The sequence below is a fragment of the Brachyspira pulli genome (assembly GCF_036997785.1).
GTDB lineage: Bacteria > Spirochaetota > Brachyspiria > Brachyspirales > Brachyspiraceae > Brachyspira > Brachyspira pulli.
In genome coordinates, this window is sequence record NZ_JAWLQI010000003.1 from 43,584 (window position 1) to 64,511 (window position 20,928).

At 27.1% G+C, this 20,928-nt stretch carries 20 protein-coding genes; 10 read left to right on the forward strand and 10 right to left on the reverse strand.

Annotated features, from left to right (window positions below; genetic code table 11):
- Nucleotides 1-21 precede the first annotated feature (21 nt).
- From R4K56_RS01480 to ispG, 5 genes are all read right to left on the reverse strand, one after another.
- Nucleotides 22-1,383, reverse strand: coding sequence for an MATE family efflux transporter (locus R4K56_RS01480; RefSeq protein ID WP_335771748.1), 1,362 nt, complete (start codon nt 1,381-1,383; stop codon nt 22-24).
- Nucleotides 1,384-1,926: 543 nt separating this feature from the next.
- Complete coding sequence (locus R4K56_RS01485; RefSeq protein ID WP_297299885.1) at nt 1,927-2,181, reverse strand: hypothetical protein; 255 nt, start codon at nt 2,179-2,181, stop codon at nt 1,927-1,929.
- A gap of 154 nt (nt 2,182-2,335) precedes the next feature.
- Complete coding sequence (locus R4K56_RS01490; RefSeq protein WP_335771749.1) at nt 2,336-3,031, reverse strand: hypothetical protein; 696 nt, start codon at nt 3,029-3,031, stop codon at nt 2,336-2,338.
- A 193-nt stretch (nt 3,032-3,224) separates the two neighbouring features.
- On the reverse strand, nt 3,225-3,641 hold the full coding sequence (locus tag R4K56_RS01495; RefSeq protein ID WP_335771750.1) for a hypothetical protein: 417 nt from the start codon (nt 3,639-3,641) through the stop codon (nt 3,225-3,227).
- Between the two features lie 955 nt (nt 3,642-4,596).
- On the reverse strand, nt 4,597-5,664 hold the full coding sequence (gene ispG / locus R4K56_RS01500) for a flavodoxin-dependent (E)-4-hydroxy-3-methylbut-2-enyl-diphosphate synthase (RefSeq protein WP_335758302.1): 1,068 nt from the start codon (nt 5,662-5,664) through the stop codon (nt 4,597-4,599).
- 254 nt (nt 5,665-5,918) lie between these two features.
- On the opposite strand from ispG, the gene R4K56_RS01505 reads away from it, so the two are divergent.
- Nucleotides 5,919-7,916, forward strand: coding sequence for an ATP-dependent helicase (locus R4K56_RS01505; RefSeq protein WP_335758300.1), 1,998 nt, complete (start codon nt 5,919-5,921; stop codon nt 7,914-7,916).
- A gap of 133 nt (nt 7,917-8,049) precedes the next feature.
- On the opposite strand, the gene R4K56_RS01510 is transcribed toward R4K56_RS01505, so the two are convergent.
- Entirely contained in the window at nt 8,050-8,475 is a 426-nt protein-coding gene (locus R4K56_RS01510; RefSeq protein WP_335758299.1) for a PepSY-like domain-containing protein, read from the reverse strand.
- Nucleotides 8,476-8,766: 291 nt separating this feature from the next.
- On the opposite strand from R4K56_RS01510, the gene R4K56_RS01515 reads away from it, so the two are divergent.
- Both R4K56_RS01515 and R4K56_RS01520 read left to right on the forward strand, forming a co-directional pair.
- On the forward strand, nt 8,767-9,093 hold the full coding sequence (locus tag R4K56_RS01515) for a hypothetical protein (protein ID WP_335771751.1): 327 nt from the start codon (nt 8,767-8,769) through the stop codon (nt 9,091-9,093).
- Nucleotides 9,094-9,105: 12 nt separating this feature from the next.
- Entirely contained in the window at nt 9,106-10,092 is a 987-nt protein-coding gene (locus R4K56_RS01520; RefSeq protein WP_335769617.1) for a DUF2157 domain-containing protein, read from the forward strand.
- Between the two features lie 74 nt (nt 10,093-10,166).
- On the opposite strand, the gene R4K56_RS01525 is transcribed toward R4K56_RS01520, so the two are convergent.
- A complete protein-coding gene (locus R4K56_RS01525; protein ID WP_335760333.1) occupies nt 10,167-10,976 on the reverse strand; it encodes a family 1 encapsulin nanocompartment shell protein in 810 nt (269 codons plus the stop codon).
- Nucleotides 10,977-11,009: 33 nt separating this feature from the next.
- On the reverse strand, nt 11,010-11,360 hold the full coding sequence (locus R4K56_RS01530; protein ID WP_297298758.1) for a demethoxyubiquinone hydroxylase family protein: 351 nt from the start codon (nt 11,358-11,360) through the stop codon (nt 11,010-11,012).
- 208 nt (nt 11,361-11,568) lie between these two features.
- On the opposite strand from R4K56_RS01530, the gene R4K56_RS01535 reads away from it, so the two are divergent.
- The 7 genes from R4K56_RS01535 to R4K56_RS01565 all read left to right on the forward strand — a co-directional run bounded on the left by R4K56_RS01535 (nt 11,569) and on the right by R4K56_RS01565 (nt 19,075).
- Complete coding sequence (locus R4K56_RS01535) at nt 11,569-12,522, forward strand: TAXI family TRAP transporter solute-binding subunit (protein WP_335758295.1); 954 nt, start codon at nt 11,569-11,571, stop codon at nt 12,520-12,522.
- Between the two features lie 86 nt (nt 12,523-12,608).
- Entirely contained in the window at nt 12,609-13,136 is a 528-nt protein-coding gene (locus R4K56_RS01540) for a DUF1850 domain-containing protein (protein ID WP_335758294.1), read from the forward strand.
- Nucleotides 13,120-15,093 (forward strand): TRAP transporter permease, encoded by a 1,974-nt coding sequence (locus tag R4K56_RS01545; protein ID WP_335758293.1) that lies wholly within the window; start codon nt 13,120-13,122, stop codon nt 15,091-15,093. Before R4K56_RS01540 ends, R4K56_RS01545 begins: the two co-directional genes overlap by 17 nt.
- A gap of 792 nt (nt 15,094-15,885) precedes the next feature.
- Nucleotides 15,886-17,085, forward strand: a complete 1,200-nt coding sequence (locus R4K56_RS01550; RefSeq protein ID WP_335771752.1) for a MalY/PatB family protein — start codon at nt 15,886-15,888, stop codon at nt 17,083-17,085.
- Between the two features lie 20 nt (nt 17,086-17,105).
- Nucleotides 17,106-17,576, forward strand: a complete 471-nt coding sequence (locus R4K56_RS01555) for a GyrI-like domain-containing protein (protein WP_335758787.1) — start codon at nt 17,106-17,108, stop codon at nt 17,574-17,576.
- Nucleotides 17,577-17,626: 50 nt separating this feature from the next.
- The gene (gene rdgB, locus R4K56_RS01560; RefSeq protein ID WP_335771753.1) at nt 17,627-18,220 is read left to right on the forward strand and encodes an RdgB/HAM1 family non-canonical purine NTP pyrophosphatase; all 594 of its coding nucleotides are present in this window, start codon (nt 17,627-17,629) and stop codon (nt 18,218-18,220) included.
- 21 nt (nt 18,221-18,241) lie between these two features.
- Nucleotides 18,242-19,075, forward strand: coding sequence for an SMP-30/gluconolactonase/LRE family protein (locus tag R4K56_RS01565; RefSeq protein ID WP_335771754.1), 834 nt, complete (start codon nt 18,242-18,244; stop codon nt 19,073-19,075).
- A 96-nt stretch (nt 19,076-19,171) separates the two neighbouring features.
- On the opposite strand, the gene R4K56_RS01570 is transcribed toward R4K56_RS01565, so the two are convergent.
- Together R4K56_RS01570 and R4K56_RS01575 are read right to left on the reverse strand one after the other, a co-directional pair.
- On the reverse strand, nt 19,172-19,930 hold the full coding sequence (locus R4K56_RS01570; RefSeq protein ID WP_335771755.1) for an ankyrin repeat domain-containing protein: 759 nt from the start codon (nt 19,928-19,930) through the stop codon (nt 19,172-19,174).
- 187 nt (nt 19,931-20,117) lie between these two features.
- Nucleotides 20,118-20,864, reverse strand: a complete 747-nt coding sequence (locus R4K56_RS01575) for an ankyrin repeat domain-containing protein (RefSeq protein WP_335771756.1) — start codon at nt 20,862-20,864, stop codon at nt 20,118-20,120.
- Between the last annotated feature and the right edge of the window lie 64 nt (nt 20,865-20,928).

The window sequence follows — 20,928 nt, forward strand, 5'->3', positions numbered from 1 at the left end:
ATTAATACTAATATAATTACCCTATAATGTGATATTAGAATTCTTCTGCCATTTGTTGGATTTTAAATAATACATACTAAAGAAAGTATTGATTATATAGCATATACCCATAGAAAGCCATATACCTACAAGTCCAAAATTAGGAGATAAAGCATAGGCTAAAATAGTTCTTAAAACAAGTGTGGTTGTTGTACTAAATGCCATTATAACTATAGTTTTTCCTGCTCCGTTTATAATACCATTACATACAAACATCACAGAATAGAAGATAAATATAGGCATTATAGTATAAATATAACTTTTAGCATATTCAAAAACCTGCATATCTTTTGTGAACATTCTTATAAGCAAGTATGGATTAGTTATTGAAAAAATGCTCATAACAGAAGAAATTATAAGACCTATAATGATTCCGCTTTTAAAAACTTCTTTTACCCTATCTAATTTTTTAGCTCCGATATTCTGTGCCGACATTGTCATAACAGCATTTCCCAAAGCACCAACCGGCATTATAAAAAGGGATTCTACTCTATTAACTATTGCAACTGTTGCACTTGCTGCTTCTCCAAAACTGCTTATTAATCTTGTTATAATTAACCAGCCAAAAGCTACTATAAATTGATTGAATGAAATAGGAATACCTAATTTAAGTAATTTTTTAGTCATATTCAAATCGAATGTAAATATAAAAGGATTAATTTTTATAAAACTATTTTTCATTCTAAGATATGTTGTACTAATAAATACAGAAGTAAATTGAGCTATAACTGTAGCAATAGCAGCACCTTGAAGTCCCATTGCTGGTATTATCCAAAAACCTTTTATAAGTATTGGATCTAGTATTATGTTAAGTATAGATGATACGATTAAAAATATTAATGGTCTTACACTATCTCCTACAGCTCTTAATATAGAAGAAATAAAGAAGTAAGTATAAGCAAAAGGCATGCCTAAAATAGATATTCTTAAATATATTAATGCCATATCCATAGCATTCTCTGGAGTTTTCATAATTACAAGTATGTTTCTTGAAAATATCAGCATTAAAGAACCAACTGTAACAAGTATTATAACACCCAAAGTGGTAGATACTCTTATAACATGAGTTACTGTATCATAATCTTTAGCACCATAATATTGTGATACTATAACACCATTAGCCATATTAACACCGAAGGCAAAAGAACCCATTATAAGCATTATTGGAAAACTTACTGCAACTGCAGAAAGTCCAAGCGGCCCTATAATATTACCTATCCAAATACTATCTACTATATTGTATACAACATTAAGCATATTAGATAATAATATTGGTATAAGCAATTTTAATAATGTGGGAACAACTTTTGCTTCTGTGAGGTCTGTTCCTATATGATTAGCCATTTATATTTTTAACACCTATTATTTAATTAAACTTATCATCATATTATAAACCAAATAATAATTAATTAAATAGATAAATACAAATTATTTTTTAATTATACTTTATTAAAATTAAACGCACGGTAAGCAGATTTTTTTATTTAATTTAAATTATATTATTCTATCAGCTTATATAAAAAATGCATTCAGCGTGCGGAGTAAATATTATAAATTTAAATAACGCTTGGGCGGGCATTTATAATATCAGAATTGGCTTTAAATAAATATAATACAGAAATACAAAATTAAATTTATAAATATAAAGGGCGGGCAAATGTAATTAAATTTTAAAACTTTTATTACATACCCCACCCTTTAATATATATTGCCGATTTTTAAATATTAACTTCAATTTCTTTTTTTAATTAAATTAGAAAATAAAGCACCCGCCCAAGTATTTATTAAGTTTAAAACTTATTCAACGCACGATTAATTTTATTTTTAACTATTAATAAAAATAAAACAGCATCTAATTTTATTTTTTAGTTTTAGTCACCGTGCGAATTATAAAGCAGGCGAATGCTTTCCTTTATTAGGACCATTAGGATGCTTGAGACAATAACCGTTTACTAATGACTGCAAAGATTTATTTTTAGCCCCGCAATACTTGCAAAAATATTCTGACTTTTCACCGCCTTCATAAAGTTTATGCTTGCCCTTGTTTGGACCGTTCGGGTGCTTTAGACAATACCCATTAGTTAATGAAGCAATTGAAGAATATTTAGCACCGCAATATTCACAGTAAAAATTTTGAGCCATAAAAAGCCTCCTTTAAATTTTAATTATGATTTAATTATAAAATATGACTGCGACAGAATTTGTCATAATTTTTAATTTTTTGATTTTTTGCAAAAATAAAGGCTTTACCTGAAAATTTCAAGCAAAGCCATTTAAATGAAAATATGATTGATTATTATTTTTTTATATTACAAACTATATTTTTACCTTCAATACTAGACATTGCAGGATTTTTGCTATAATTAACTGTAACAGTAGAACCATCAGAAGCAAATTTTAAAGTACCTTCAATTGCATTTGGTTGTCCATAATAGTCAGTAGAAAAACTATAATCAGTACCAGAACCTGTTACAGAGAAATATCCTTGATATTGAGGTTCTGATGTTTGGTCATTACCGCCACTCATACCAACTTTGGAGTCTTTAACTGATACCCATAGATATAGAGAACCCATTATAGCAGATTCTGATACATAACTATTACCGTTGATTTGTTGTATGCCTTTTGATGTTTTAGTATATGGAGCTTCTCCGTCCTTAGTAGTTACAGTTGCATTATTTTCATCTGTAAATTTTATCGTAACTTCGTCATTATAAATTTTTACTTTATAAGTAGGACCATTAGCTTCTATGATTTCACCTTTTGTTCCACGTGACGAATTTTTATATTCGTATATATTACCGTTTATATCTATTTCTACAGCATCGGGATTAACTGATGACGACCATATACCAGAATATTTTGGATCTATAGTTTTTGGGGTACTTGGGGTACCTGTATCTGGTGCTGTTTTGTCCTTATTAGAACAGCTTACTGATAAAATACCTACTAAAAATAGGCTTAAGAAGATTGTTAATAATTTTTTGTTCATAATTATAACTCCTTTTTTATTTTTTTATTCTAAACATTTTAATATTTATTTGCTCATTAATTTTTTTATAGCTTAATCATGCACTATCAATGCGACAAAAACTGTCATAATTTTTGAGTTTTTTATATTAAAAAAAATAAAGGCTTCACTCAAAAAACTTAAAGCAAAGCCATTTAATTTTTAATATGATTGATTATTTTTTTATATTACATACAAAAGGTTTTCCTACTACTTCAGGTGCAGGGTTACTTTTTGTAAATGTAACTGTTACAGAAGAACCGTTAGAAGTAAATTTTAAATCACCAGCCACAGTATCGTCCTTAGGATCAAAAGAATAAGCAGTACCTGAACCTGTTACATCCATATATCCTTGATAAGAAGGTTCTGATGTGTTATCAGCTCCTGTAATAGCAACTTTACCATTCTCTATTGACACCCATAAATATGTAGAATCCATTATAGCAGATTCTGATACATAAGTATTACCGTTATACTGCTCTATGCCTTTTGTAGTTTCTCCTGCTCCTGTTTTGTCAGCATTGGAACAGCTTACTGATAAAATACCTATTAAAAATAGGCTTAAAAAGATTGTTGAAATTTTTTTACTCATAGTAAAACTCCTTTTTTTGATTTTTTTTATTCTAAACATTTTCATGTTTATTTCATTATATTGATATTTTCATATAAAATACTATATTAAATATATTGTTTTTTAAATGTATTTAAACATTTAAATTTAAATTTAAATGTATTTATAAATTTATTATACTATACAATATTTTAAATTAAAATCAATAAGAATTTTAGATTTTTATAAACTTAAATTATAAATACTTACTCTAAAATAAAAATATTTTTTAACTTCATAAAATCAGCATTAATTTATTATTTGGCAATTCTTCCCCTTCCAAAAATAAGGATTTGAAGCGTTTAAAAAATAAGTCCATTCTTGTACCATTATTACGTTTTTATTATCCCTCAAATAATAGGATTTGAAGCGTTTGCAATTGTTAGTACAATACAGAACTTTTATATTCCCTCCAATTAGAAGGAGTTCAAGCGTTTAAAAAAGCAGTCTGTTTTAGTACTTTTTATTACTGTTTTCATTCTCTCTCATACACAAGGAATTAAATCGTTTTTTAAATTACAAAAAATAATAAAGTATTTCTTTTTTGATTTTTTCTAATCCCCGCCCTTTATTCTTCACAGACACAATACAAATTAATATTTTGTTTTTCTTCAACATCTTAACTTAAAAGTACACCCACCCAAGTTTGTATTAAGTTAAAAAATTTATTCAACGCACGGTAAAAATATTATTCCCTTATAATAAAAATTAGAATTATTGATTAACTTAATAATATAGCTTTGTTCAACGTGCGTAAAGAAACGCAGGAAATTTAAATAAATTTAGGGCGGGAGTTTTTATTTGTTATTAGATTTTAAAGAAATAAAAAATCAAAATGCAAAATAAATTAATAAGCCTAAAGGGCGGGCATATAAAATACTTTTTAAACTTGAATAAATGCCAAATAGATTTTGATATAATATATTTACTGTAAATATTAAAATTCTTCTATTCTTTTTGTAAGGAAATCAATAATATTATCCCTAGAAACTTTTATAGGTTCATTGGTCTTTTCAAAGAATATAAAATTACCGTCAGCAGTACCAGCAACACCAAAATCAGCATGCCTTGCCTCACCTGGGCCATTAACAACACACCCCATAATAGCTATTGTAATATTCTTCTTTATATTCTGAACATGTTTTTCTATAAAGCTGGCTACTTCTTCAACATTAACCTGACATCTTCCGCAAGTAGGACATGATATTATTTCTATAGAAGGTTCATTTCTTATACCTAAAAATTTAAGAAGCATTTTTCCTGCCATAACTTCTTCAACTGGATCGCCTGTTATAGAATATCTTATAGTATCCCCTATTCCTTGCATTATTAAATATGATAAAGCACTTGTACTTTTTATAAGGGAGCTTCTTAAAGTTCCAGCTTCTGTTACACCTAAATGTATAGGATAGTTAAATTTTTCTCTAAATAATATATTAGCATCTATTGTAGTTTTTATGTCAGAAGATTTTAAAGAAACTTTTATATTAGTAAAATCTAAATCTTCCATTAATTTTATATGTTCAGCAGCACTTTTAACCATGTTTTCTGGAGTTACTTCTTTATATATACTTCTGTCCAAACTTCCGCCATTTACTCCAACACGTATAGTAAGATTTCTATTTTTAGCTTCTTTTATAACTTCTTTTACCTTTTCTTTATCTTTTATATTACCGGGATTAAGTCTTAAAGAATCAATTCCGCTTTCCATACTCTCTAAAGCTAAACGATGATCAAAATGTATATCAGCAATCAAAGGAACTCTAGTTTGTTTTTTTATTTCTTTAATAGCTTTTGCCGCATCAATGTCTAAAACTGCAAGCCTTACTATATCAACACCAGCATCTTCAAGAGATTTTATCTGATTAACTGTATCTTTTACATTTCTAGTATCAGTATTTGTCATAGATTGAATACTTATAGGATTATTTCCTCCTATTAATACATCGCCGATTTTTACAGTTTTTACTTTTTTTCTTATATCATTGATATTTTCTATATTCATTTTATATCCTCATACATTTGCTTTTGATAAGTAGTATTTATTATAGTATCATTTTCAAATATTTTTGCAAATCTATTTTGATTTTTAATACATTATTTTTACTATATATAATAATTTTATAAAAAATAATAATATACCTATATAAATAATGCTTATTTAAGTGTATAAGCTAATAAATAAATTTCAATATTAAAAATTTTACATTATTTTAATATGATATATAATAACTCTTCAAAATGAGAGGTATTTAAACTATGGCATTAATGTTAAATGAAGAACAAAGACAGGCAGTAGAACATATAAACGGCCCATTACTTGCATTGGCTGGTGCAGGTTCTGGAAAAACTAGAGTAATAACAGAGAGAATTGCATATTTAATAAAACATGGCATTCTACCTAGTCAGATATTAGCCGTTACTTTTACAAATAAAGCTGCTGCTGAAATGCGTGAACGTATAACAAAACTATTAAAAGAAAAACCAAAACAATTAGTAGTAAGTACTTTCCACTCTTTCTGTGTAAGAGTATTGAAAGGAGATATTGACAAATTAGGATATAAAAATAATTTTAGTATATATTCTTCATCAGACAGCCGTACTTTAATAAGAAATATTTTAAGAGAAATAAAAATCAATACTCTAAATTATGATGAAAATTTATTTGCTTGGTATATAGACAGATTTAAAAATAACTTGATGAAGCCTTATGAAGTAGAACCTCATGACGATTTAGAAAAAATAGCCAAAAGAGTATATGAAGTTTATCAGCATTATTTAAAAGGATATAATGCAGTTGATTTTAATGACCTTATCAATCTTACAATAGATTTATATATAGAATTTCCAGATGTTCTTGAAAAATATCAGGAAAGATTCAGATATATAATGGTAGACGAATATCAAGATACAAATTTTGCTCAGTATAAATTAACAAGTTTGCTTGCTTCAAAATACAGAAATATCGCCGTTGTAGGAGATGACGACCAAAGTATATATGCATTTAGAGGTGCCGATGTATCAAATATATTATCATTTGAAAATGAATATCCAGATGCTAAAATAGTAACTCTTACAAAAAATTACAGAAGTACAAAAGCTATACTTGAAGCTGCTCATTCTGTAATAAGTAATAATACACAAAGGAAAAATAAACAAGTTGTTGCCGAAGGAGAAGAAGGAATACCTCCTGTTATAATGCCTTGCGAAGATGAAAGAGAAGAAGCTCAATTTGTAGCTGACTCTATAATAAATTATTCTATAAGCAAAAGATTAAATTATGAAGATTTTGCAGTACTTTTTAGAATGAATGCTCAATCAAGACTCTTTGAAGAAGCTTTCAGACTTAGAGGTTTGCCTTATACTGTAGTAGGTGCTTTTCAGTTTTATGAAAGAAAGGAAATTAAAGATATACTAGCTTATTTAAATTTATTCGTTAATCCTGAAGATGAAGTTTCTTTGCTTAGAGTTATAAATATACCTAAAAGAGGAATCGGAGCAGTTGCCATAAACAATTTAAATGAAACAAGTATAAAAAACGGAGTATCTTTATATCAAACTTTGCTTAACTATGAAAGTATAGATGAAATTTCTCCAAAGGCCAAAGCTGGTATAAAAGATTTTCTTGAGGTTATAGAACATTATCATAATTTATTTACGGTTGATAAAAATGATTTAGAACGTCCTAAACTCTATGAGAATATAAATAAGTTTTTAGATGTTATTGCATATCATAATGAAGTATTAAATTCAAGCGATACAAAAGAACAAGGTGCCAAAAAAATGGAGAACGTTGAATCTCTTATGAACGGCATACTTGAATATGAAAAATCAAATAAGAATGCTACATTAAAAAATTATTTAGATAGAATATTACTTATGAGCATAGAAGAACAAAATGATGATGAGGATAAAAAGAAAGGTATAATGCTTATGAGTATACATGCTGCAAAAGGATTAGAATTCCCTTATGTTTATATATGCGGTATGGAAGATGGTATAATGCCTCATCAAAAAAGTTTAGATGAAAATGGACTTGAAGAAGAAAGAAGACTTTGTTATGTAGCTATGACTAGGGCTAAAAAACATTTAACTTTAACATACTGCAGAAGCAGAACAAAAATGGGAAGAAAGGTTGAATGCACACCTTCAGTATTTTTGGAGGAAATGAGTAAGAATTTGCCTGAAGAAATGTCTATGGACGAAGAAGAATTTTTATCAAATTTAAAAGCTTCATTAAAGCCTGACAATAAATAATATTATTATTTATAAACTTTATTAAAAAATTTAATAATAATTTTCATTAATAAAAAAAGAAGAGAGAACTAAAAAATAGCTCTCTCTTTTTTTATTTAGTATTTCTCATAAAATAATTGCCCAATCAAAACCATTAATCATCATATTTCTGTCCCATTAATTGTCCATGAGATGATATAAATAATTCCATGAAATTATTTAATTTTACTTTATAATTGCCCCACTCTTTTTCTACATCTATTATCATAGTTTGAGGATATACATTTCTTATTGTATTTGCCACATTTTCAGGTAAAGCATTGAAAGGAACTGCAGTATATTCTCCATCTATACTACTCCATTGTCCATTCTGTAAAAAATCTATTTGAACTCCATTTGATAATTTCACTTCAAATTTTCCATCATCTCTTTCTATTTCCCATATCTGTGCATCAGGATATATCTGAGCTATGAAATTTCTTGATTTTTGAGGTAATGATGAAACAGGAACTATCCAATCAGCAAAAAGACTTGAAGCAGAAATTAAAGTTATTATCAAAATAAATAATTTTTTAGTCATAGTTTATCTCCTTTTTTCTATCAGCTACCGTAAATTATCTTTACAATTATAAGTATAGTACAAATATCAATTTTGTCAATAATATTTACATTAAATTTACAATTAGTTTACTAACAATATAAAAAACTATAGATATAACGCTACATATAACACATAATATAGCTTAAAAAATCAAAAAAACACCTTATTTGTAAATATATTTTACTTAAATATTTTATAACCATGTAGTATTGCAATTATTTTATTATAATATTAAAGTATAATTATAATTATAAAAAATCGGGGTATATTATGAGTGAACAAAATTTAAAATTAATGGCAAATAAATTAGACGAGCTTATTTCATATTTAGAAAATAATGATTTAGAAAGTTTCTTAAATAAAAAGAATGAATTATGCGATATGATAATGTTGGAAAATAACGAAAATTTTAATAGTGATATAGAAGAAGATATAAAAAAAATTGTTCCTGAAAATTTAAAAGATAATTTCAAAAATTTTATTAAGTATATTAGATTATTAAGAACAATGAAATCACCAGACGGCAATAATGATTATACTAGATACACATTAGACAATGTAAAATACATAAGAAAAGAAATATTCAAAAATTATTAATAATCAAATATTATGAGCAGTAAAAACAGATTTTTATTAAAAGAATTAAAAAAGTGGAATAAAGATAATCTTATCACCAATGAACAATTTGAAACTCTGTCAAAAATGTATAGAGATGATTATATAAATTGGCAGCCAATAATAAAAGCTATAATGATAACAGGCATTGCCATGGTATCTATTGGCTTTATATCTTTTTTCAGTTTTTATATTTTTTCTCTATATTTTATAGCATTTTTATTTACTGTATTTTTCTTATCAGGCTTTATAATAGATGAAATTTTAAAAAGAAAAGAAATATATTTACCAAAAACTTCTTCTGCTATAATAGCCATTTCATCAATATTTTTATCTGCGGATATATTTACTATTTCTTATATAATAACAAATAGTAGAGAGAATTTTATAATTCTTTCTTTAATAAGTATAATAATATTTTTCATAATAGCATATATAAAGAGAAATTATGCTGTATTATCTATAGCAATAATATCAATAATTACTTGGTATGGATTTGAAGGCTTTGAAATAGCTGAACTGGATTTACAAATTAATAATTATATAAGATTTATTTCTATTAGTATATTAATATTTTTAATAGGAATAACTGACATCAATAAAAAATTAGGCTCAAAATATTTTAGATTTTCTTCTATTTACTATACTATAGGATTATTATATTTGAATATTATATTGGCATTTATGTCATCATTTGGTAATTATAATTATGCAATAATTCTTAAAGAGTATGGAAATCCGTATGTTATTATATATAGCATATTATTCTTATTATCAAATATCATAACTCTAATAATAGGCTGCAAATTAAAAAAATATTCTATAGTAAAATACTCAATATTTTTTATTATTCTAAATATGTATATAAGATACTTTGAATATTTTTATTTTAGAATGAATACTTGGATATTCTTCATTATATTGGGATTAACAACTGTATTAATAGGAATAATAATAGAAAGAATAATAAAATATAAATAAAAAACCTGCAGATTTTGTATAACCTGCAGGTTTATAATTTTTTAAAGAGTTATTATTATGAAATTATTATAAAATTATTCTAAAACCACTATTGCATTAGAATCTTTTATTCTAGGTATAATAGTTTCCATTATTCTAAAGCTATGATTTAAATCTTTTTGTTCTAAATATGCAGTAGACATATCTATTCCAACAGCCAAATCCATATATTGAGGCTCTGAACAAATCAATGCTGCTTTCTTTCCTTGTATAACAGGTACATTATAAAGATTTCCAATCATACTGGATATTCTTTGTGCCTCTGTCATTCCAGTGCCTTGCTGTATTCTCTGTAAATCAAAATATAATGACTGGCTTAAACATAGTACAAATCTTCCAACAATACCCTTCTCTCTAATCATATTTATAGCTTTTACTATATCAGTATAAGGATTCTCGCCTTGTCCCCAATCAGAGATTTTTAACTTTTGTACTCCTTCAGCATTGAGTATGCCTTTTAATTCAAGAAAATCATTTCCATTGAATATTAAATTATCTTCTTTATTAGCCAATGTCTGAGCTGCCTGAGATACAATAGATAAATCTAAAGGCAATTTATTAGAAATATTGTTTTCTAAATCTCTCCATAATAATGTAAAATCTTGATAAATTTGAGGAAGCTCAACAGATTTTCTTCCTGAAGTCTTTACGAAACCATCTTCAAAAACTTCCTCTCTGTCGCTTTTATCATATTGAACGCTTATAGCCCCAGCACCCAAAGGCCCATAAATAGATAAGAATCTTCTTCCTATAAGTGTTCTGCTTGCTGTCTCAACAACAACTTTATCTATATTCTGCCAAAAACTTTCTTCAAAAGGCGAACTTTCTCTAGCTAAATAATCCATATATTCCTCCTTTAATATTTTATTATTGCTTTATCAGTCTTTTTTCAAACTTCCAACCGTAAGACCTGATAAATTAGGTTCTTTTATTCCAAGTTCCTCCATCATCTCTTTAACTTCTAATTGTCCGGACTCAAAATGTTCTGCTTCTTTAGGGTCTAAATGTCTAAGTAAAGCCATAAGCTCCCCAACATGTGCTTTTTCTTCATCTCTTATATCAGATAATACTGCTTTTGCCACAGGATCATCAGTAGCCATAACATGAGCATCGTATAAATATATAGCTTCTAATTCTCCGGCAATATCTAATCTTATAGCTTGTATTAATTCTTCTTTAGTTACTTTTCTATTTACATTTGCGTTAAATGGATTTGCAAAACTAGGCATAATTATTACTCTCCTTTTTAATAGTATTAATTACTAACAAGTAATATATATCATAAATTAAAAATAATGTCAATATCATAATAAGAAAAAATTATAATATTCTAACTTTATACTATATTATAAACAGTAATATTGACTTTTAATTCTATAAAGTGTATTATCAATATAAACATAATAGTTTTTATTAAAAAATAAAAGGAGTATTATTATGAGAAAGATAATTATATCGATTATTGCTGTTTCTTTACTGATAATTGGATGTAAAAAAAGCAACAACTATAATTATGTTTTTGCTACTGGCGGTACAAGCGGTACTTATTACTCATTCGGAGGAAGTATAGCAAGTATATGGAATGCCAATATAGAAGGAATGAATGTTACCGCACAATCAACTGGAGCTTCTGCTGAAAATTTAAGACTTTTAAACAGACATGAAGCAGATTTAGCATTTGTACAAAATGATGTTATGGACTATGCTTATAATGGTACTGATATATTTGCTAATGAAGTACTAACAAATTTTTCTGCAATGCTTACTTTATACCCTGAAATAGTACAAATAGCTGCTTCAAAAGAAAGCGGAATTAAATCAATAGCTGATATGAAAGGAAAAAGAGTATCTGTTGGTGATGCTGGAAGCGGTGTTGAATTTAATGCTAAACAAATTTTAGAAACTTACGGCTTATCTTTTAATGATATAAACAAAGCAAATCTTTCATTTAAAGAATCAAGCGACGGTTTACAAAACGGCACATTAGATGCTTGTTTCATAGTTGCTGGAATACCTAATGCAGCTTTACAGGAATTATCTTTATCAAAAGATATAGTTTTAATATCATTAGATAAAATACAAGTAGATGAATTACTTAACAAATATAAATATTATATAGAAATTACAATACCAGCTAATACATATAATGGTGTTACAACTGACACTGCAGCCATAGCAGTAAAAGCTTCTATTGCTGTTAATAACAATATACCAGAAGATGTTGTTTATAATTTAATGAAAACATTATTCGATAAAAAAGCTGACTTGTCTATTGCACATTCTAAAGGTGAAGAATTAGATATTGATAATGCACCTAAAGGAATATCTATACCATTCCACCCAGGTGCTATAAAATATTATCAAGAATTAGGATACAGTATAGGACAATAATAAAAATAAAAAATTAGGCGTATTCATATAATAAAATCAAAAAACAATATGAATACGCTTATATAATTAATAAAGAAATCAATAACATGCTGAAAAAGATTATCGTAGTTACAACTGTTATAATTATTATTGCTTTATTATTTATACCATTATTTCCAAGATTAGTATTAAATAATGTTAAAAACAATAAAGTTAATATGATACTCAATATAAAAAATAAAAAATTTATAATTTCGTATGATCATTCTGTAAATAAAAGTAAAGTACGAGATTATTATATTATAGATAAAGACAATAATATAATTTTAGAGAAAACTAGATTTGTTTCTTATGGTGCTGGAATTCCGGAACCTGAAGACAATGAAAATTTTGTCATTATTGATGATTATATGGAAATCAATAATATGAATAGAATAATAGAAAATTTATATTTATTTATTGGAGTTACTGCTAATCATACTATTATGACAGATGAGAAAATAATCGAATTAGATAATTTTTTTAAACCTCAAACAAATGTAAAAATAGAGTATAAAAGAATATCTATATTTGAATATATTAAATCATTTTTATCAAGAATAACATATAGGTGGCAATATGAAAAACAAGAATGATATACATATGATTACAGCTGAAGAAATTGACGATTATATGAGCAAATATGACAGCGAATCGAGATATAGAAGATATAAAGACTGGAAAAAATATTTAATAATCGCAATATCTGTTTTATTTTGTTTATTTCAATTATATTCAATACTTACAGGAACAATTACAGCTCAAGTTGTAAGAGCTACACATTTAGCATTTGTTATGCTTCTTGCATATTTACTATTTCCTATGAAAAAAGATATGCCTAATGACAAACTTCCTTGGTATGATGTAATTTTAGGCATAGTGGGTGCTGCTTCTTGGGGATATATTACAGTTAATTTTGATTCTTTAGTTAGACGTGCTGGAATATATACAGGAACTGATATTATTATTGGTATAGTAGGAATACTTCTTGTATTTGAAGCATGCAGAAGAATAGTAGGACTTCCTATACTTATAATATCAATAGTATTTATTGTATATGCATTGTTCGGAGCTTATGCACCGGGATTTCTTAATCATAGAGGATATTCCATTCAAAGAATAGTATCACATTTATTTTATAATACTGAAGGTATAATGGGTACTCCTATTGGTGCTTCAGCAACATTTATATTTTTATTTATATTCTTTGGGGCATTGCTTGATAAAACCGGAATAGGTCAATTTTTTATAGATATATGTAATGCTATAGCCGGAGGTTTTGACGGAGGCCCTGCTAAAGTAGCAGTACTTACAAGTGCTATGTTTGGTACTGTATCAGGAAGTTCTGTTTCTAATACTGTTGGTACTGGAAGCTTTACAATACCTATGATGAAATCTTTAAGATACAGACCAGAGTTTGCAGGAGCTGTTGAGGCATCTGCTTCTACTGGAGGACAATTAATGCCTCCTATTATGGGTGCTGCTTCCTTCTTAATGGCTGAAAGTTTAGGAATACCTTATAAAGATGTAGCAAAAGCTGCAATAATACCTGCTATACTTTATTTCACTGGTATATTTATAATGGTTCATTTAGAGGCTAAAAAAACAGGTCTTAAAGGTTTATCAAAAGATTCACTTCCAAAAATCGGTGATCTTTTAATGAAGAAAGGTTATTTAGTTATTCCTCTTGCTACTATAATATATTTCTTTGTACTTGGTAAAACTGCAATATATGCTGGTTTAATGGGTATAATAGCTGCCGGATTAGTTGCTGTAGTTAACTCTATAGTTGATATAGTAATGAAAAGAAAAATAAGTTTTGGGTTTAATGATTTAATAGATGTTTTTGTTAATGCAGCTAGAAATATAATCAGTGTAGCTATTGCCTGTGCTATGGCTGGTATCATAATAGGTATTATTACTTTAACTGGTTTAGGTTTAAAAATAGGTGCTGGTTTAATATCTATATCCGGAGGAATACCTTTATTACTATTATTCTTAACTATGATAAGTTCTATAATATTAGGTATGGGCGTTCCAACTACAGCTAATTACCTTATAACTTCAACAATAGCTGCCAGTGCTATAATAGGTTTAGGTTATGAACCTCTTTCTGCTCATATGTTTGTATTCTACTTTGGTATTATAGCCGATGTTACTCCTCCTGTTGCTTTAGCTGCTATGGCTGGTGCTGCTATCGCTAAATCAGATCCTTTAAAAACTGGAATAGAAGCAACTAAACTTTCTATAGGTGCATTCATTATTCCTTATATGTTTATATTCAATCCTCAAATACTTATGATTAATACTACAATTGCACAAATTATACCAATACTTATAACTTCACTTATTGGTATGTTCGGTGTATCTGCTGGTTTGGAAGGATATGTATTTAGAAAATGTAAACCTTATGAAAGAATATTATTCATTATAGCAGGACTTCTTTCTATATATCCGGAATTATATACTGATATTATAGGAATAGCTGTAATAGCAATATTAGTTATAATACAAATAATATCAAGAAAGAAAATGAATAAAGCAATAGCTTAATAATCATTTAATAAAATAATAAGGGGCTTTTTAATAAAGTCCCTTTTTTGTTATTAATATATACCTAAACAAATATATTTTGTCAATTTTTATTTTTTATGAATGTAAATAATATTTTTTATAATATAAAATATTATTTCATATTGATCAAATATGTTTTATATGTAATATAAATTACTTATTATTGTACAATAATAAGTAATCAACCGCATACTTACAGTACTTCCTTCGGTCGCATATAGTGGGCATTTGATAAGATGAAACAGTACAGTGCGGGAAGGTGCCTGCGAAGCGTACCGAGCTTGTTGAGGTAGAGCTCGCGGTTGACAAACTTCAAAATTTTCAGTATATACCTAAACAATTATATTTTGTCAAAATAATTTTTTTAATTTAAAATATTTTCAGGGCTTTGCCCCGAACCCCAGTTCTTTTATTGGTATAAAAGAACCAAAAGAACTGCATTTTTAACCTAAAATCAGGGTATTATACCATATTTGATACATATTCTTAAAATATAAAGTTCTAACAATTGCGTTTTTTGCTACTTTTTTGTGCGGCAAAAAAGTAGACAACATTTATATAAAGTGCATCAGTTGACAAACTTAAAAATTTTCAGTATATACTAAACATTTTGAAGTTTATAAATTTTTTCTTGTTTTTTTTGGTACACTAGATATAAAAAATATAATTATTTAGATATAAATAATATTTTATTTAACAATAGATTTATTTCTTATAATATTATAAAATACTATCTTTATAATATTATAACTTTTATAAAAGGAATATTTAATGATAAACTTTGACGAATTAGTAGACAGAAGAAAAACTAATAGTACAAAATGGACTAAAGCATTCGGAGAAAAACCTTTAAAAGAAGATCAAATACCTATGTGGGTTGCTGATATGGATTTTAAAGTTGCCCCTGAAATTATAGAATCAATAAAAAAAACAGCAGATCATGGCATATTCGGATATTTCACTTATGACGGATATTATGACTCTGTTATAGAGTGGCATAAAGAAAGATATAATTGGAATATAAAAAAAGAATGGTTAAATTTTACTCAAGGATTGGTACAAGGATTTAATATAGCAATATCTACTTTGGCAAAAGTTGGAGAAAGTATTTTAGTTTTAACACCTACTTACTACCCTATGTTTGCCGGAATAAAAAATCAAGGCTGTCAAATAGTAGAATCAAATTTAATATATGATGATAAAACTTGCAGATATACTATAGATTATGAAGATGTAGCAAAAAAGGCAAAAAATCCAAATCTTACAGTTGCTTTGATAGGAAACCCTCATAACCCTACTGGAAGACTTTATTCTGTAGAAGAATTATCAAAATTGGCTGATATTCTAATAGAAAACAATGTTAAAATTATTTGCGATGATATTCACTGCGATATAATAGTTGATCCTTCAAAAAAATATACTCCTTTGGCATCTATAGAAAAATACGCTAATCATATAATTTCAATGAATGCTCCTTCAAAAACATTCAATTTAGCAGGTGCAAAAGTATCAAATGTTATAATTCAAAATGAAGAAATAAACAGAGCATATAAATTCCAAATGGAAAGATTTTGCGTATCAGTTTCAACATTCTCATTAGCAGCTTGTAAAACAGCTTATTCAAAATGTGCTTATTGGGTTGATGAAATGAAAAAATATGTTTGGGACAATTATAATTATATTAAAGATTATATAGATAATAGTATATTAAAAGATTATATAAAAGCTGTTCCATTAGAAGGCTCTTATTTAATGTTTGCTGACAATAAAAACTTGATGAAAGAATTTAATATGAGTCAGGAAGATTTAAAAAATTTCTATTATGATTCATGCAATTTATCATTAGATGACGGAGATGCTTTTGGAAATGCTGGAATAGGATTTATGCGTTTTAATTTAGCTACACAAAAATACTATGTTGAAAAAGCTATGAACAATATAGCTGAAGCAGTAAAAAATTTAAAAAAATAAAATCGGAGTTATAAAATATTATGAATATAGAAGTAGTTGAAAAAGAAGATTTTGAAGTAATTGGAAAGGTAGATGTTGGAGAAAGTGAAAATCATTCTGAGTGGGTTTTACCTTTATGGCAGAACTTTAATAAAAATGTCAAAGAAATAATTAACTTAGTAAAGGTTGATGAAAATAATAATCTTGCTGGTATATGGGGAATAATGAATGATATAGATGAAACTTTTGCTCCTTGGGGCGAAATGGGTAAATATATGGCTGGTGTTGAAGTAAAAGAAAATTCAGAAGCTCCTCATGGCTGGATAAAATGGCATATAAAAGGCGGTACATTTCTTAAAGTTAAATGCAATATAGAAAATTACAGTACAATATTTAATAATGTTGTAGAAAATTATGCACCTAAGAATGGTTACACTATAATAGGAAATGTAATGGAATATTATATACCAAACAGCAAAGATTTTTATTTATTTTTCAATGTAATAAAATAATAATAAAGTAATAGTAAAATAATTATAAACAACAAAAGGAAAAATTAAATATGCTTGATAAATTAGTAATAGCAACTTCAAATCAACATAAATTAAAAGAAATAGAAAATATATTCAAAGGCACAGTAATAAAAGAAATATTACCAATACCTTCAGATATAGGAGAAATAATAGAAAATGGTACAACTTTTATAGAAAACTCACTTATAAAAGCAAAAGCAGTGTACAACTATACTAAACTGCCCTCTTTAGCTGATGATTCAGGAATATGTGTTAATGCTTTAAATGGAGAACCCGGAATATATTCTGCAAGATACGGCGGAGAAAATTTAGGCTATAAAGAAAAAATGCAATTAATTTTAGATAAATTAAAAAACAAAGATGACAGAAGTGCATACTTTATTACTTCTGCTGTATGCGTATTAGATGATAATTATTATATAGCATTGGAAGGCAGAGTTAATGGAAAAATAATAGAATCTCCTAGAGGCTTTGACGGTTTCGGTTATGATCCAATATTTCAGCCTGACGGATATAATGTTACTTATGCTGAGATGAGTTTAGAAGAAAAAAATTCTATGAGTCACAGAGCATTAGCTATGAACAAAATGAAAGAAATTCTATCCAGCATTTATAGAAACTAATTTATTAAAATTGGATTTACTATGATTAAAGAAATAGCAAATGGTATGGAATTAGCTGAATCTCCTTTTTGGGATAATCAAAATAATATTTACTATTGGGTTGATATTTTAAAAAAGCGTTTATTTTCTTTTAAAAATAATACTATTGATTATAAAGAATATGATACATATATAAGCTTCATATTCAAAAATAATAAAAATCAACTTTGTGCTGCTTTTGAAGATGGAATTTATGTTTTAGATAATAAATATAATAAAATAAAAAGCTATATAACTTTTCAAAATGACGGATTCAGATGCAATGACGGAGGTATTTCTCCAAACGGTGAATTATTTATAGGAAGAATGAATAATTTATACAATTATCATGAAAAAGAACCTGAATATGACGGAAAGTTACTGCTAATCAAAAACGGCACTCAAAAGGAAATATTAAAAAATGTTGGAATCTCTAATGGAATAGCTTGGCATTCTAAAGGCAATAAAGTTTATTTCATAGATTCATTAACAAAATCAGTACAAGAATTTGATTATGTAAATTCGGAGTTTAAAAATCCAAAAACAGTTTATAAATTAGAAAATATTTCTCCAGATGGTATGTCCATTGATAATAAAGACAGATTATGGATAGCACAATACGGCGAAGGAAAAATTGTATGCATTGATACAAAAACATTCGATTCAATTTACGAATATAATTTTGACAGAAAAAATATTACATCTTGTTGTTTTGCGGGAATAAATTTAGATGAAATATTAATAACTTCCGCTGAAGACGAAACAAAAGACGGTGCTGTATATTTATTGAAAACAGAAAATATAACTGGAAGAAACAAAAATATTTATATTGAATAATTTTTTTAATATATTAAAAAATTATAAAAAATAGCTTATAACTTCTTCTGTAAGTTATAAGCTATTATTATATTAATATAATTTTTATTCTATTTATTATTCGGCACCTAATTCCTTAAGCTTTTCTATTGCTTCATCTTCATCAGCATAATATAAAACTCCATCACCGTCCTCATCTGTACTGTTTATATCTATACCCAAATCTTTAACTAAATATTCAAATACTTCAACATTATTATTTAAAGCAGCCATATGAAGTCCATTTGCATCATATATATTTTGAGTATCAACTAAATCAGGATTAGACTGTACAAGCATTTTTATTACATCAACATTTCCAGTACCGCATGCCCATAAAAATGTATTCCAACCGTCATCATCTTTAATATAAGGATCGGCACCATTATCAAGTAAATATTTCATTATACCCAAATCTCTATAAAATATAGCAAATATTAAAGGAGTAGCACCATCTACCGCATAACTATCGTTCATAAATTCACTATATAAAGTATCTCCAAAATAAGTTTGATCTATATCTTCGCCTTCTTCTATTAATTCTTGTACTCTCTTTAAACTATGATTTTGTATAGCCTCAAATATATCATACTCCTCACTGTATTCGCCTTCTTTTCTATTGCCGTAAGAAAAAGCAGAGTTCATATTAACATATTTACCCTGAACCTTTACAACATTAGTATAAGTTTTATGATATATATTATTAGGATCACTTACATAAACAGAATTATTACTTATACTTACACTAGTTCCTTCTTTTTTACCGCATGACACAATTAAAATAATTGATAATAAAGAAATCAATAATACACTTTTTGACAATTTTATGCTTTTCATAAACACCACCGTATAGTAATTAATAATTTTGGATATTATACTATAAAAATAAATTATTTTATAGTATTATTAATAAAAATTGCTTTATTAAATAATGAAAAAATCTAGCTTTAAGACTCTAGCAATATACTCTTATTCCATAGATGCTGGATTTTTTAATCCATTTATCTTGAAACTCTCGCAATTTTTATTCTTCGGCACCAAGTTCTTTTAGCTTTTCTATTGCCTCATCTTTTTCAGCATAATACAAAACTCCATCACCGTCCCCATCTGTACTATTTATATCAAAACCTAGAGTATTTACTAAATATTCAAATACTTCTACATTTTCATACATAGCAGCACAATGAAGTCCGTTTGCCTCAAAAATATTTTTAGAATCAACTAAATCAGAATCTGACTGTACAAGCATTTTTATTACATTAACATTTCCACTTCCGCAAGCCCATAAAAATGAATTCCATCCGTCATTATCTTTAATATAAGGATCAGCGCCTTTATCAAGCAAATATTTCATTATACCCAAATCTCTATAAAATATAGCAAATATTAAAGGTGTAGTACCATCTGCAGAATAGCTGCTTTCTAAAAAATCGCTATATAAACCATCTCCGAAATAAGTTTGATCTATATCTTCGCCTTCTTCTATTAATTCCTGCACTCTCTTTAAGCTATGATTTTGTATAGCCTCAAATATATCATACTCCTCGCTGTATTCTCCTTCTTCTCTATCAGCATAAGAAAAATCAGAATTCATATTAACAAATTTACCCTGAACCTTTACAACATTAGTATAAGTTTTATGATATATATTATTTGGATCACTTACATACACAGAATTATTACTTATACTTACACTAGCCTCTTCTTTTTTACCGCAAGAAACAATAAAAGTAATCACTAAAACAAAAGAAATCAATAACAATTTTTTCATATATACCGCCATCTAGTAATTAATAATTTCTGAAGTATTATACAATAAAAACGAATTATTTTCT

What these genes read in the sequence shown, in the direction of transcription:
- ispG (WP_335758302.1), bottom strand. Translation starts at nt 5,664, where the DNA reads ATGAATATAGAAAATATCAATGATATAAGAAAAAAAGTAAAAACTGTA.
- R4K56_RS01530 (WP_297298758.1), bottom strand. Translation starts at nt 11,360, where the DNA reads ATGCCTAGTTTTGCAAATCCATTTAACGCAAATGTAAATAGAAAAGTA.
- R4K56_RS01495 (WP_335771750.1), bottom strand. Translation starts at nt 3,641, where the DNA reads ATGAGTAAAAAAATTTCAACAATCTTTTTAAGCCTATTTTTAATAGGT.
- R4K56_RS01485 (WP_297299885.1), bottom strand. Translation starts at nt 2,181, where the DNA reads ATGGCTCAAAATTTTTACTGTGAATATTGCGGTGCTAAATATTCTTCA.
- R4K56_RS01555 (WP_335758787.1), top strand. Translation starts at nt 17,106, where the DNA reads ATGAATATAGAAGTAGTTGAAAAAGAAGATTTTGAAGTAATTGGAAAG.
- R4K56_RS01525 (WP_335760333.1), bottom strand. Translation starts at nt 10,976, where the DNA reads ATGGATTATTTAGCTAGAGAAAGTTCGCCTTTTGAAGAAAGTTTTTGG.
- R4K56_RS01535 (WP_335758295.1), top strand. Translation starts at nt 11,569, where the DNA reads ATGAGAAAGATAATTATATCGATTATTGCTGTTTCTTTACTGATAATT.
- R4K56_RS01545 (WP_335758293.1), top strand. Translation starts at nt 13,120, where the DNA reads ATGAAAAACAAGAATGATATACATATGATTACAGCTGAAGAAATTGAC.
- R4K56_RS01570 (WP_335771755.1), bottom strand. Translation starts at nt 19,930, where the DNA reads ATGAAAAGCATAAAATTGTCAAAAAGTGTATTATTGATTTCTTTATTA.
- R4K56_RS01510 (WP_335758299.1), bottom strand. Translation starts at nt 8,475, where the DNA reads ATGACTAAAAAATTATTTATTTTGATAATAACTTTAATTTCTGCTTCA.
- R4K56_RS01515 (WP_335771751.1), top strand. Translation starts at nt 8,767, where the DNA reads ATGAGTGAACAAAATTTAAAATTAATGGCAAATAAATTAGACGAGCTT.
- rdgB (WP_335771753.1), top strand. Translation starts at nt 17,627, where the DNA reads ATGCTTGATAAATTAGTAATAGCAACTTCAAATCAACATAAATTAAAA.
- R4K56_RS01550 (WP_335771752.1), top strand. Translation starts at nt 15,886, where the DNA reads ATGATAAACTTTGACGAATTAGTAGACAGAAGAAAAACTAATAGTACA.
- R4K56_RS01480 (WP_335771748.1), bottom strand. Translation starts at nt 1,383, where the DNA reads ATGGCTAATCATATAGGAACAGACCTCACAGAAGCAAAAGTTGTTCCC.
- R4K56_RS01575 (WP_335771756.1), bottom strand. Translation starts at nt 20,864, where the DNA reads ATGAAAAAATTGTTATTGATTTCTTTTGTTTTAGTGATTACTTTTATT.
- R4K56_RS01540 (WP_335758294.1), top strand. Translation starts at nt 12,609, where the DNA reads ATGCTGAAAAAGATTATCGTAGTTACAACTGTTATAATTATTATTGCT.
- R4K56_RS01520 (WP_335769617.1), top strand. Translation starts at nt 9,106, where the DNA reads ATGAGCAGTAAAAACAGATTTTTATTAAAAGAATTAAAAAAGTGGAAT.
- R4K56_RS01505 (WP_335758300.1), top strand. Translation starts at nt 5,919, where the DNA reads ATGGCATTAATGTTAAATGAAGAACAAAGACAGGCAGTAGAACATATA.
- R4K56_RS01490 (WP_335771749.1), bottom strand. Translation starts at nt 3,031, where the DNA reads ATGAACAAAAAATTATTAACAATCTTCTTAAGCCTATTTTTAGTAGGT.
- R4K56_RS01565 (WP_335771754.1), top strand. Translation starts at nt 18,242, where the DNA reads ATGATTAAAGAAATAGCAAATGGTATGGAATTAGCTGAATCTCCTTTT.